General features: G+C 64.3%; 14 protein-coding genes and 1 riboswitch. All 14 genes read right to left on the reverse strand.

The features are described from left to right. Window positions 1-124 precede the first annotated feature (124 nt). Window positions 125-487, reverse strand: coding sequence for a hypothetical protein (locus tag IHE47_RS02505; protein WP_192103908.1), 363 nt, complete (start codon window positions 485-487; stop codon window positions 125-127). Window positions 488-620: 133 nt separating this feature from the next. Continuing rightward, window positions 621-1,046, reverse strand: coding sequence for a hypothetical protein (locus tag IHE47_RS02510; protein WP_192103910.1), 426 nt, complete (start codon window positions 1,044-1,046; stop codon window positions 621-623). A 69-nt stretch (window positions 1,047-1,115) separates the two neighbouring features. Then, the gene (locus IHE47_RS02515) at window positions 1,116-1,346 is read right to left on the reverse strand and encodes a hypothetical protein (RefSeq protein WP_192103912.1); all 231 of its coding nucleotides are present in this window, start codon (window positions 1,344-1,346) and stop codon (window positions 1,116-1,118) included. A 1,030-nt stretch (window positions 1,347-2,376) separates the two neighbouring features. Continuing rightward, the gene (locus tag IHE47_RS02520) at window positions 2,377-2,796 is read right to left on the reverse strand and encodes a hypothetical protein (protein WP_192103914.1); all 420 of its coding nucleotides are present in this window, start codon (window positions 2,794-2,796) and stop codon (window positions 2,377-2,379) included. A 677-nt stretch (window positions 2,797-3,473) separates the two neighbouring features. Next, complete coding sequence (gene cfa, locus IHE47_RS02525) at window positions 3,474-4,592, reverse strand: cyclopropane fatty acyl phospholipid synthase (RefSeq protein WP_192103915.1); 1,119 nt, start codon at window positions 4,590-4,592, stop codon at window positions 3,474-3,476. Then, window positions 4,589-4,936, reverse strand: a complete 348-nt coding sequence (locus tag IHE47_RS02530; protein ID WP_192103917.1) for a DUF190 domain-containing protein — start codon at window positions 4,934-4,936, stop codon at window positions 4,589-4,591. The genes cfa and IHE47_RS02530 overlap by 4 nt, the downstream gene beginning before the upstream one ends. Before the next feature lie 15 nt (window positions 4,937-4,951). Beyond that, window positions 4,952-5,353, reverse strand: a complete 402-nt coding sequence (gene crcB, locus IHE47_RS02535) for a fluoride efflux transporter CrcB (protein WP_192103919.1) — start codon at window positions 5,351-5,353, stop codon at window positions 4,952-4,954. Between the two features lie 27 nt (window positions 5,354-5,380). Then, window positions 5,381-5,764 (reverse strand): fluoride efflux transporter CrcB, encoded by a 384-nt coding sequence (crcB, locus tag IHE47_RS02540; protein WP_192103921.1) that lies wholly within the window; start codon window positions 5,762-5,764, stop codon window positions 5,381-5,383. A 66-nt stretch (window positions 5,765-5,830) separates the two neighbouring features. Next, window positions 5,831-5,932: riboswitch (Fluoride riboswitch) on the reverse strand. Between the two features lie 43 nt (window positions 5,933-5,975). Next, window positions 5,976-7,079 carry a DUF2235 domain-containing protein gene (locus tag IHE47_RS02545; RefSeq protein ID WP_225561571.1) on the reverse strand — a complete coding sequence of 368 codons (1,104 nt, stop codon included), beginning with the start codon at window positions 7,077-7,079 and terminating at the stop codon, window positions 5,976-5,978. A gap of 39 nt (window positions 7,080-7,118) precedes the next feature. After that, window positions 7,119-8,906: a DUF885 domain-containing protein gene (locus IHE47_RS02550; RefSeq protein WP_192103925.1), complete on the reverse strand. Its 1,788-nt coding sequence runs from the start codon at window positions 8,904-8,906 to the stop codon at window positions 7,119-7,121. Between the two features lie 154 nt (window positions 8,907-9,060). Further along, a complete protein-coding gene (locus tag IHE47_RS17950; protein WP_192103927.1) occupies window positions 9,061-10,140 on the reverse strand; it encodes a glycosyltransferase family 9 protein in 1,080 nt (359 codons plus the stop codon). Window positions 10,141-10,259: 119 nt separating this feature from the next. Continuing rightward, window positions 10,260-10,736, reverse strand: a complete 477-nt coding sequence (locus IHE47_RS02560) for a hypothetical protein (protein ID WP_192103929.1) — start codon at window positions 10,734-10,736, stop codon at window positions 10,260-10,262. A 173-nt stretch (window positions 10,737-10,909) separates the two neighbouring features. After that, complete coding sequence (gene minE, locus IHE47_RS02565; protein WP_192103931.1) at window positions 10,910-11,185, reverse strand: cell division topological specificity factor MinE; 276 nt, start codon at window positions 11,183-11,185, stop codon at window positions 10,910-10,912. A gap of 4 nt (window positions 11,186-11,189) precedes the next feature. Continuing rightward, complete coding sequence (minD, locus tag IHE47_RS02570) at window positions 11,190-12,008, reverse strand: septum site-determining protein MinD (protein ID WP_225561572.1); 819 nt, start codon at window positions 12,006-12,008, stop codon at window positions 11,190-11,192. Between the last annotated feature and the right edge of the window lie 58 nt (window positions 12,009-12,066).

The raw sequence follows: 12,066 nt of genomic DNA on the forward strand, positions 1-12,066 counted from the left end.
CACCGACTTGAGGAAACGTGCGTCCGGAAGAAGGGCAAGGTTGACGTGAAACCGCCAAGGATGGCGCTGCACGATCTATGAAAGCTATCGCGTAGCGCGAAAGATGTCGCTTCTCAACAGCCTGCTAACGCACAACATCATGCCAGCGCTCGATATGACAATTTTTGGCGTCGGGCTCGCAGACTTTTATTGAAATTTTCTGGATTCTCTCGATACATACATCCTGTAGCGAACCCAGAACTTCCTTTTCAAGCGGGCAAACTTGGAAGTCGGCAAATGCCACATAAACTCGATCTTCCTGCAGTTTTCTTCCCAGTGCTACGACTTCTGGATTTCCAGACTCCACGGGGTCCGGCACTACACCAAGCAGCCGTTGCGTGCCAACAGGCCAAATACGCCATTCGGGATTCCCAAAATAGCGTCCGATGCGTCCATGTACCGCAAAGCATGGGCCAGCTACCACCGGGTTACCACGACATTGCTTCAAGTCACCGGCAGAAGCCTGTGCACGTGGGCACGCCAAGAGAGATGCTGCAAGAATTACTTTCCCAATTCGCATTTGTATGACGGCCTAACGCTTGAGTTAAGCGGCGGCGAAGCCGTCCGCCTTGAACGAATAGTTAGACGTTTCCGTGGCGTTGAGCCAAGCGTACGATGGCAGTGGCGGCCGGCAGCATGAATACTGCTAGCAATGCGCCAGGAAGAAAAGCTGTGAAATTACTAAATGCCTGAGGGTCAAAGAAGGCGAGGCGGTACTGCCAGAGAAGGCTTGGTACGACTGCAAGAATTAAATAAATGAAGAGCTTGCGCGGACGCAACTTGCATAGAACATAGGCGGCTGGCAGACAGAGCGCAATATTGATTAGCCAATCCTGCGCGTAAACGACTGCTTTCCAGGAAAGGCCCGTGACGCCATGCGTGGCTAGCCAAGAAGGAATTGGTGAGTGGACTGCGATGTAGGCCCAAGCATAAAGCAGGAAAACCATTTGCAAAATGCCGACCACAAAGGCAACAAGAGTAGCAACAAAGAGGTTGTCAGATTTCACGGAGTACCTCCAAGAAACGTCTAACGCTAGAGTTAAGCGGCGGCGAAGCCGTCCGCCTTGAACGAGATGTTAGGCCGGCCACGCAACATCCCAGCCGGCCTCCTTAAAAAATTGTTGGAGCTCTTGCCGATCAGCGACCCAAGAATCGAACGCATTGTTCGCATTGGGGCCGTTTGAACCAACCCACCACTCGTAAATAAACAAGCCATCCGTACTCTCGGTATCACCCGAGACCAGCACTCGATGCTCGGCCTTTTCGCTGTTACGGATTTCTCCGATGGTATCGAGGGGGATGCGCATAGTGGCCTAACGCTGGAATTAAGCGGCGGCGGAGCCGTCCGCTTGAATGACTGGTTAGGGATTTGCTGCCCGAGCGTGCCAAGGCAAACCACACGACGCCGTGCAACAGCAACGAGCCACAAACCCCACGCTTTGAAACTTGACGGCTTGCCGCAAACACCACAAGCAGACTTGCCGAAGCGAAACACTACACGACAACGCGCTGAAGAACGAAACCCACCTAGCCGCGTTGCCACACAAGCAAAGGCCTAACGCCGGAGTTAAGCGGCGGCGAAGCCGTCCGCCTTGAACGAAATGTTAGGCATCATTGTGGCACCTCGCCAGAAGCACCTCTGATAGGCTTGCCGCGCCAAATATGTGCAGCCAGCATAAGGCCGGCAGGTAGCGCGCCATATGAGCCGAACGCCGCACCCACTGCGACGCAGACAATGAAGGAAATAAGTGCACTCTTTGGCCTGCGCCGATAGAGGCCGGCAGCCAGTGGGACCAAGCCGAAAAGCAAGCCAGCGATGGCGCCCCAGGTGGCCCAACCAAGAAGCATTTCCGAAGTCACATCATTCTCCCTGGTGATGCCTAACGCTGGAGTTAAGCGGCGGCGAAGCCGTCCGCCTTGAACGAATTGTTAGGGCCCATTGTTGCGGAAGTAGTTCCACAACAACAGGGAAATTAGAAATGCAACGAACACAGCGGCGTATGAGGCAACGAGAACCCAAGAGCGATATCCCTTCGTGCGGAGATCTGGTTCCGCGAGGAGGCTATAGCGGTGCTCCTTTAGATACTTCATGTATGACGATTGGAGCGGTCCGTAGCGGGATCCAAGGATTATTGGTGGGCTGTCAGGTAGTGACTCTAGCAACTCGGGGTGAGTAGCAATGAGTTGGTCGAAGAAGCGATTGGCAACGACACGGCATGCAACAAGCAGAGCGACGACTGCAGCTCCTAGCCCGAGACTGAGATAGCCGAAGAATTGTGTCATGGGCCCTAACGCTGGAGTTAAGCGGCGCCGGAGGCGTCCGCCTTGGACGAAATGTTAGGCATCGCCTTTTGCCAAGGCAACGTCGCCGATTGTTAGATTGGATTGCTTTGTCCAAAGGTCTTGACGCATGGCGAGAACTGACGCCAAAAAGTTGTCTCTGCTGGGATGTTCGATAAATGCCTTGACGCTGAGTATGACGGGCTTGGCAGCGTAGAGAATCATCTCGTGGTATTCGGCTCTCAGGTACTCAATGACGTCCGAAGAGGAATGGATGTCCGGTTGCCGACTAGACAGATACTTGATGTTCGATGGGTTGAAGTAGACATCCATGTATAGCAGGCAGGATTTGTAACGACGCTCCTTGTTCTCTAAGGCCTTGAACGAAAGTTCTTTATGCTTGGTTTGAACATTCGCGATGATGCCCCCGATGCCAATAAGTCCAAGCAATGCGAGGATAATTTCTATCGGGTTCATGGGATGCATGCTGGATGCCTAACGCTAAGTAGACCCCGGATCGGGGCATACGCACGGATGCTCCGCGCTTGTCTTCAACTCGTCAAGCGGTGAAATCCTGTAAGCAATCATGCACTTGCCCGGCTCCTTCCGGTGCCACACGGGGCGCGCTCGTGTGCGTATCTCGCAGAACGAGGCTTGTATGTCTTATCACCTCGAAAAAGCGGATATGCACATCTTGCCGATGCGTGCGGTCTGTTGCGTTTGGCTTCTGGCGCGCAGGATGCGCGCCTGCTGTTCGGGGCCCCTCGGCGGCGGTGAGGCGTGGACGATCAGGCCGCGCAGCGGGCATCGCCAGGGATGGCGATGCCTTTTCGACCGGACAGGAGTCCGGCCGAAAAGCCCGGCCACGCCTCACGGACTCGGAGGGCAGAGCCTGTCCCGGACCTGATCCGGGAATGCCCGGAGAGCGCCGCCGCGGTGTGGCCTTCTCTTTCGGTTACTTTTCTCTTGGCCACGCAAGAGAAAAGTAACTCGGGCGCCGACAGGCGCACGAAACGGCTTTGTTTCTTGCGCGAGGAATTGGAGGCACTGGATGACTCGTTGCGTTCGCCTCTCCGGGGCCGCCCTGCGGGCGTTCTGCACACTGCGTGCTTGTCCAACGTTCGCCGGGATGACGGGCAAAATCAAGCCTTTCCTCAGCGCGGCACGCGCAATCCGCCCGGCACGCCGTCGGGGCTGAGCACCAACTGCCACAACTGATCACGCCGGCTGCGAAACACCGCGGTGGAAGCGGCAAGGTAGTAATGCCACATGCGCCGAAACCGCTCGTCGTAATCCGCGGCGAGTTGCGGCCAGGCTGCGTCGAAGTTGGCGCGCCAGGCGCTTAGCGTGCGGTCGTAGTCGGGCCCGAAGTTGTGCCAGTCCTCGACCACGAACAGGCCTTCCAGCGCGGCCGTCACCTGGCTGGCGGCGGGGATCATCGAGTTGGGGAAGATGTATTTCTCGATCCATGGATCGGGCCGCGCCGGCGTGTTGTTGCTGCCGATGCAATGCAACAGCGAGAGGCCGCCATCCTTCAGGCAGCGCCGCACGGTTTCGAAATAGGCGCGGTAGTTGCGGCCGCCCACGTGCTCGAACATGCCGATGGAGTACACCGCGTCGAAGCGCTCGTCGAGCTCGTGGTAGTCCTGCAGGCGGATCTCGATCGGCAGGCCCCTGCACAGTTCGCGGGCGAATTCGGCCTGCTGTTCCGAGACGGTGATGCCCACGCCCTCGATGCCGTAGTTTTCCGCCGCGTACTTCAGCGCCTCGCCCCAGCCGCAGCCGATGTCCAGCACGCGCTGGCCGCGCCGCAGTTGCAGCTTGCGGCAGACGAGGTCGAGCTTGGCCGCCTGCGCGTCGTCGAGGTTGTCGGCGTGCGCCCAGTAGCCGCAGGAGTACACCAGCCGCTTGCCCAGCATGGCCTGGAACAGGTCGTTGCCGAGGTCGTAGTGCGCCTTGCCGATCTCGAAGCTGTGCTCGCCGCGTTGCAGGTTGACGAAGCGCGCCTTGAAGTGGGCGATCAGGGTGTCCAGCGTCCTGAGGTGTTCGTCGAGGCGCGAGGTGAGCAGCCGGGTCATCAGGCCGGGCAGGTCGTCCGCATCCCACCAGCCGTCCATGTAGGCCTCGCCCAGGCCCAGCGAGCCGTGCGCGAACACGCGCGCGTAGATGCGCTCGTCGTGCACGCGGATGTCGGTGGGCGCGTCGCCATCGATGCGGATGCCGGCGTGTTGCAGCAGGTCGGCGGCGCGTTGCTGCAGCGAATCCTGGCTCATGCCGAGCGCTCCTTGCCGAGCACGCCGATGCGGGCGGGTTCGCGGGCATAGACCAGCTCCACCTTGGCCTGGCGCACCAGCTCGAGCAGGGTGTCGGCCTCGCTCCCGCGCAGCAGGAACTCGATCTTCACCGGCAGGTCGTCGGCCAGTTCGAAGAAGGCTTCCTGGTGCAGCACGCCGTGGCGGCCGAAGCCGGCGATGGCGCGGAACACCGAGCCGCCGCCGAGCTTGTGCTTCCTGGCCTGTTCCAGCAACCATTCGGACAACAGCAGGCCGTCGTGCCGCGCATGCGCGTGCGTGTAGAAGCGCAGGTAGACGCCGTCGATCAGGGTTTCCGAACTCATGTCGTCTCCTTCGAATCAGTATGCGCCTGCGCGGCGGCGCAGGAGGCTTCGCACGAGGAAGATGCCGAACAGGGTGAGGGCCAGGGTGCCGAAGAGGTGGGCCGCCACGTGCAGACCAAACCACAGGTACTGTCCACGCAGGATCAAGGTATTGGCTTCGGCCGAGAAGGTGGAGAAAGTGGTGAGGCCGCCGAGGAAGCCGGTGGCGGCGAACAGGCGCACGGCCGGCGGCAGGGTCTGGAAGCGCTCGAACACGCCCATCAGGCAGCCCATCAGCAGGCCGCCGATGAGGTTGGCGGCCAGTGTGCCGGGCGGCAGGTCGGGGAAGAGGTGGTTGAGCAGCACGGCCAGCACCCAGCGCAGCCAGCAACCCAGCAGGCCGCCCAGGCCCACGGCGAGGAATCCGGGGAGGTTCACGATGTTGTCTCCTGTCGATGGCGCATGTCAGTGCAGCACGCTGCGCACGAGCACGATGCCGAGCATGGTCAGCGCCAGCGTGCCGGCCAGGTGCGCCATCACGTGGATGAAGGTCCACAACGACTGCCGGCGCAGCAGCAGCGTGTTGGCCTCGGCCGAGAAGGTGGAGAAGGTGGTCAGGCCGCCGAGGAAGCCGGTGGTGGCGAACAGCTGCACCGCCGGCGGTATCGCCGGGTAGTGGGCGAACACGGCCATCACCAGGCCCATCACGATGCCGCCGATCAGGTTGGCGGCCAGCGTGCCCAGTGGCAGGGTGGGGAACACCGGGTTCAGCAGCACGCCGAGCATCCAGCGCAGCCAGCAGCCCAGCATGCCGCCCAGGCCCACGGCAACGAATCCAGCAAGACTCACGGTTGGCATCTCCTGTCTGCGTGGCGATGGTTCGCAGCGACAGGCACGCCTGCGCCGCCGGGGTCCGGTGGTGCAGGCATCATCAGCTTCGGCGCTTTCGCACTTGGGCGGTTCGTTCCGGCAGCCATGCTGCGCTGGAACGGGAGGCATGCCATCTCCCGCATGGACCGGCATGCTAGCCGATGCGCCGCCACGCTGCCCAGCGGGGCCATCAGGCGACGCCCGGCGGAGCCGGGATCACATCGTTGCGCAGCGCCTGCTCCAGCGTGGGCGAGCGGTAGTCGGTGCGGCTGGCGTGCCGCCATACCGAGCTGTCCAGCGTCTCGTTGACGCCGCCGCCGAGCACGCGGTCGTACGGCGGCCGGAACAGTTTGTAGAGGCCGAACATGAACTCGGCGTAGGAGTCGCGCGGCGTGCCGAGCTCGGCGTCGGGCGGCGGCAGGAAGGTCTCGCTGCAGGCCAGCCCGGCCGCGATCGCCTTGTGCTGCAGCCATGCCAGCGCGAGGTCGGACAGCGGGTCGGACGTGCGGCCGGCACCGTCGTGCAGGTAGCTGCCGCCGATGTCGCCGTGCGCGCCCACGAACCAGCGCTGCTCCATGTCGAGCTGTCCGGCCTTCTTGTCGGTGCGGGATTCGCCGGGGGCCAGCGTGGCCGGGTTGCGCGTCCACTTGGTCGGCGCGAGGTCGGCGCGATGCTCGTCCAGCGCCAGCGCCTGGTAGGCGTGCTTGACGATGTGGCTGAGCTCGGTGTCGTGGAACTCGTAGCGCGTGCGGGCGAACGGGAACCATGCAGCGGTGTGCGGGATGCCGAGCGCGCCCACGGTGTCCCATGCGCCGATGAAATGGATGTCCGTTTCCACCGAGCATGCGGCGCGCCAGGCGATGGCGGCGGCATCGCCAGGCTTGATCGCGCAGTTGCGATAGAACGCGTAGGCCGCCGCGACGGCAGCGTGGCCGATCCCGCCGTCGCCATCGCGGCGCAGCAGGCCGCATTTGCGGATCATCCCGGCGAGGCTGCGCGCGGTATAGGCGCCGCGGCTGAAGCCGAACAGCCAGATCTGGTCGCCGGGTTGCCATTGCCGGCACAGCCAGCGATAGCCGTCCTTCACGGTGCCGGCGAAGCCGTAGCCGAACGCGCCACCCAGCAGATGGGCCAGCCTGGACATCACGCCGACCCCGACGCCGGCGAAATATTCGACCCGTTGCTCGGCACCTGCTGCGTCGCGTGGCGCGATCAATCGGCGCAGCCGCTCCACGTTGGTGCACGATTCCGGTTTTTCCCAGGTGCCGTCGAACAGTGCGACCAGCCTGCGCATGCCCATTCGTCCTCCGGAGTGGTGCGGCGGCGTGCCGCGTCAAAGCACCGGCGAATCGTCTCCCAGCATCGCCTTGCGCACGATCGCGATGGGCGCGAAACCCTGCTGCATGAAGGCGTCATGGAAGCGTTCGAGATTGAAGTCCTTGCCCTGCTTCTTCTCCACGTCGGCGCGCAGCTTGAGGATCTCCAGCTTGCCCAGCGTGTAGTAGAGGTAGGTGGGGTCGCCGGTGCCGCGCTTGGTTTCCACTTCGCCCACGGCGCGCGACTGGTAGCCTTCCTTGACGAAGAAATCGATGGCCTGGTCCATCGTCATCTGGCCGGTGTGCAGCTTGATGCCGACGATGAAGCGCGCGTTGCGCAGCAGAGCATCCTGCAACTGGCCGAGGCGCAGCAGCAATTGCTGGCGGCGGTCGTTTGGATAGAGGTATTGCGCCAGCCCCTCGTCCAGCATCATCTGTTCGCAGTAGTGCGCCCAGCCTTCCACGTTGGTGTTCGCGCCCAGCAGCTTGCGCACGCGGTCGTCGAGATGGTGCATCCACAGGAACTGCACGTAATGGCCCGGATAGGCCTCGTGCGTCGCCACGCTGTTGATCACCGGATAGCTGAACTGCGCCATGAATTCGTCGGTGTGCTGCTTGTCCCACGACGGATCGGGCAGGGTGACGTTGAGGTAGGCCTCCTTCGCCACCGTCTCGTACGGCCCGGGCGTGTCCATCGAGGCGAAGGTGGTGGCGCGCATGAAGGGCGGCGTCTCCTCCACGAGGGGCAGCACGTCCGAGGGAATGGTGATGATGTGCTGCTGCCGGATGAAGGCCACCAGCTTGCCGAGGCTGTCGCGGAATACGGTCAGCAGCTGGTCCGGCGCGGGATGGTCGGCGGCCAGTTCGGCCAGCACCTGCTGCGGTGTCTTGGTGGGGTCGAGCTCGTGCGCCACCTTGGCGAACTGCTGCTGGTTCGCGCGCATGTTCGCGGTGTCGATGGCAAGCAGTCGATCGAGCGGCAGGGTGACCATCTCGTCGTACTTCAGCTTGTCGCGGTAGGCCTGCGCGCCGAGGCGGAAGTCGCCGTGCGAGCGCGGCAGCAGGTCGGACTTCAGCCACGCCTGGTAGTCCTGCAGGGCCTTGATCACCGCGCCATTGCTGGCGGCGAACTGCTGCTTGAGGTCCGCATCGCTGACGTCGGCGAAGGCGGAGGGCACGTCGTGCTGGAAGAAGTCCACCAGGCCGGGCAACTGCTCCAGCGCGATCTGCGTGAAGATCCGCGGTGGGTTGTCGAGGTTCTTGCGCGCGTCGGCGAGGGCGGCGGGCATCTGCTTTTCGCGGGCGATCAGCGCGCGCAGCCGCGTCTCGGGCGAGGCGAACTTGCGTTCCATCAGGGTGAAAGCGCTGCTGGTGATGCCGCTGGAATAGTTGTCGGGATTCTTCTGCCACGGCTTGATGGTCTGCAGCGTGAGCAGGGTGCTGCGGATGTTGTTGAGCAGCAGTTCGCGGTCGCCCTGCACGAAGGGGCCGAGCGTCTTCGGATCGACGGCCGACACGCGCCCTTGCCACTGCTGCAGCGCCTTGATGTTGGCATCCACGCCGGCGCGCGAGTAATCCTCCAGCTTGCCGTCCCACGTATGGAAACCGTCGGAGGTGGCGGTGCTGGGGTTGGTGGGGAAGTAGTAGGTGTCGAAGTACTGGTCGGCCAGCTGCGTGAAGGCCTGGTCGGCCGCCGTCGTCGGTGCCGATGCGGCATTGGCCGGCAAGGGCTGCGCGGCGAAGGCGGTGCTGCCCAGCGGCAGGGCGAGGGCAATGGCGCAGGCGATCCGGCTGAGCGGTTTCATTGAAGCTTCCCGTGGCGTGGTGGGCCGCATCCGCAGGTGGCGGCACGGCGACACGGGAAGACTAGCGCAGCATGGGGCAGCGTAGGAGCGACCCCTGGGCGCGAATGCCCTGATGCTTCGATCAAAGCCAACAGCATTCGCGCACAGGGTGCTCCTACATTCGCGCGGCGAGCTCCCGCGCCACCGCTTCGGGCGCGAGGTCGTAGGCGGCGATCACGTGGTTGCCCGGGCCGTACGGGCCCCATTCGTCGGCGCGCGTGATGGTGAAGATGCCCAGGGTGGGCACGCGCGAGGCATTGGCGAGGTGCATGATGCCGCAGTCGAGGCTGAGGTAGGCGTCGAGGTTGGCGAGCACGCCGCCGAGCTGGCGCAGGTCGGTGGAGAAGTAGCTGGGGTAGCGCGAGTCCAGCATGGAGCGGCCGGTCATCGGCACGATCTCCACCAGCCGGCAGTCCGGGCGCAGTTGTTCCAGCGTCGCCAGCAGCGGGTTCCACCAGTCCTTGCCGAGCAGCTTGGTGCCGGTGGCGTTGGCGAACACGCCGACCACCTTGCGCTGCGCCGCATCGGCCGGGGCGGTGGCGAGCACGCGGTCGAGCACGCGCCGGCCCCGTGCGCGTTCGGCCTCGTCGAGGCGGAGGTCGGGCACGGGATAGTCGGCCTCGGTGCCGGCGCCCAGCGCCTTGCGCAGCAGGTAGACCGGGCGCTGGCCCTTGTTCTGCACGTGTTCGGGCACTTCGACCGCGTGGGTCACGCTGCCGCTCTTCTTGCGGCCGCTGAAACCCAGCGTCCAGGTGGCGCGCGCCTTCAGCAGCAGCAGGCGGCCGGTCTGCGATTGCGGGTCGACGTCGATCGCCAGGTCGTAGTGCGCCTTGCGCATGCCGCGCAGCCCGCGCAGCCACTGCACCGGATGGCCAAAGCCATGCGAGGGCAACTGGAACACCTGGTTCACGCGCGCGTAGTGGCCGTACAGCAGCCCGCCCACCTGGCTGCGCGTGACGATGTCGATCTCGGCGCCGGGCCAGGTGGCCTCCAGTTCCTGGATCAGCGGCGTCAGCAGCAGTGCATTGCCCAGCGTGTGGCTGATGTGGCAGACCAGGATGCGATGGATGCCGCGGCGCGGCAGCGGCTCGCCGCTGGGCTCGGCGGGCCTGCCGAACAGCAGGCGCATCAGGCCGCGCGCCATGCGGCGGCGCAGGTGGTCGAGGTCGAAGGAGTCGTGCGTTGATCGCGCCACGGTGGGCCTGCAGGTGGAGGGGATGGAATCAGTCGGCAGCGCGCATCGTAGCGTCAGCGCGCCCGTCCATGATCGCCAGGCTGACGGCCGCGCGACGACACGGGGTGTCTGGGGATCATCTATGGCTTGCCGTCGGGCGTGAGCAACCCGCGCTCGAGCAGCCAGCGTCGTGCGTTCTCCGCGTCCTGTTCGAACCAGGCGCGGGTGGAGCCCAGCCGGAAGCTGTAGCCCCAGGCGTCCATGTCCGCCATCAGGCGGGCGCCTCCCACGTCGGGCAGTTCGTCGGCCAGCACGATCTGCAGGTAGCAGGTGGCGTCCTCCTCCTCGATGGAGTCGGTGGCGTCGGTGTGCACGGCGGCGCGCCGCTGCGGCGGCAGCACGATCAGGTGGCAGGCCTCGTGCAGCAGCGAGTGCACCGGCGTGTCGCCGCGCGCGTACACGGCGTGGCCGATGATGCCGGCCTCCTCGTCGCCCCAGTAGCTGCCGGGAATCGGCATGCCGTCGGCCACGCTCTGCAGGGCGAGGCCGTGGCGGGCGAGCAGGGATTCGACGGCGGTGGCGTCGATGTCGGCGAGGCGTAATACGGAATTGGACATGGCGCCCCCGCTCCCCTTCGGGGAGAGGGTTGGGGTGAGGGGTCGATGGCGGGAAGGCGGATCCTTGGATGCCTTGGAAGGCAAAACACGTTCGGCGCGACAACCGCCGGGGCGGGGCCGGCGAGGCCCCTCACCCCGGCCCTCTCCCCGCGGGGAGAGGTGGGGGAAGCCTCTCAAGCCGCGGGCGTGGACGCGGCCTTGCCTTCGGGCAGCGCCACCGAGAGCTCCAGCACCTCGTGCCCGCCGTCGCGCTCGACGTTGATGTTGATCGCGTCGATGTCGACGTTCACGTATTTCTTGATGACTTCAAGCAGCTCGTTGCGCATGCGTGCCAGGTAGTCGGGGCTGCCGCGGGTGGAGCGCTCCTGCGCCACGATGATGCGCAGGCGCTCCTTGGCGACGCCGGCGGTGGGTTCGGGCTTGCGTTTCAGGAAGTCGAGAATGCCCATCGGCTCAGCCTCCGAATACGCGCTGCAGGAAGCCCTTCTTCGGCACTTCGAGGAAGCGCAGGGCTCGCTCCTCGCCGAGGATGCGGGCCACGGTGTCGTGGTAGGCGTGGCCCGCGTTGGAGGCTTCGTCGAGGATCACCGGCACGCCCGAGTTGGAGGCGGCCAGCACCTGTTCCGATTCCGGGATCACGCCCACCACGGTGATGCCGAGGATCTCCTCGACGTCCTTCACGCTGAGCATGTCGCCGCTGGCCACGCGCGCCGGGTTGTAGCGGGTCAGCAGCAGGTGCTGCTTGACGGTGGTGCCGTCGGCGCGTTCGGCGTGCCGCGTCTTGCTGGCGAGCAGGCCGAGGATGCGGTCGGAGTCGCGCACCGAGGACACCTCGGGGTTCACCACCACCACCGCCATGTCGGCGAAGTACATCGCCAGGTGCGCGCCCTTCTCGATGCCGGCGGGCGAGTCGCAGACGATGTAGTCGAAGCCGTCCTCGGACAGGCCGTCTAGCACTTTCTCCACGCCCTCCTGGGTCAGCGCGTCCTTGTCGCGGGTCTGGCTGGCGGCCAGCACGAACAGGTTCTCGTGGCGCTTGTCCTTGATCAGCGCCTGCTTCAGCGTGGCCTCGCCGTGCACGACGTTGACGAAGTCGTACACCACGCGGCGCTCGCAGCCCATGATGAGGTCGAGGTTGCGCAGGCCGACGTCGAAGTCGATCACCGCGACCTTCTTGCCGGCCATCGCGAGGCCGGTGGCGAGCGAGGCGCTGGTCGTGGTCTTGCCGACGCCGCCCTTGCCCGAAGTGACAACTATGATTTCTGCGGTCAAGGAACCATCTCCCGGTTGCGTTTGTTTATTGTCGTTGTGGTTGTTGCGTTCGCGGCCG

The organism is Rhodanobacter sp. DHB23 (assembly GCF_014842975.1).
Classification (GTDB): Bacteria; Pseudomonadota; Gammaproteobacteria; order Xanthomonadales; family Rhodanobacteraceae; genus Rhodanobacter_A.

Coding starts and splice junctions, on each gene's coding strand:
- minE (WP_192103931.1), bottom strand. CDS start 11,185: ATGGGCATTCTCGACTTCCTGAAACGCAAGCCCGAACCCACCGCCGGC.
- IHE47_RS02560 (WP_192103929.1), bottom strand. CDS start 10,736: ATGTCCAATTCCGTATTACGCCTCGCCGACATCGACGCCACCGCCGTC.
- cfa (WP_192103915.1), bottom strand. CDS start 4,592: ATGAGCCAGGATTCGCTGCAGCAACGCGCCGCCGACCTGCTGCAACAC.
- IHE47_RS02550 (WP_192103925.1), bottom strand. CDS start 8,906: ATGAAACCGCTCAGCCGGATCGCCTGCGCCATTGCCCTCGCCCTGCCG.
- IHE47_RS02515 (WP_192103912.1), bottom strand. CDS start 1,346: ATGCGCATCCCCCTCGATACCATCGGAGAAATCCGTAACAGCGAAAAG.
- IHE47_RS02520 (WP_192103914.1), bottom strand. CDS start 2,796: ATGAACCCGATAGAAATTATCCTCGCATTGCTTGGACTTATTGGCATC.
- IHE47_RS02545 (WP_225561571.1), bottom strand. CDS start 7,079: ATGCGCAGGCTGGTCGCACTGTTCGACGGCACCTGGGAAAAACCGGAA.
- IHE47_RS02530 (WP_192103917.1), bottom strand. CDS start 4,936: ATGAGTTCGGAAACCCTGATCGACGGCGTCTACCTGCGCTTCTACACG.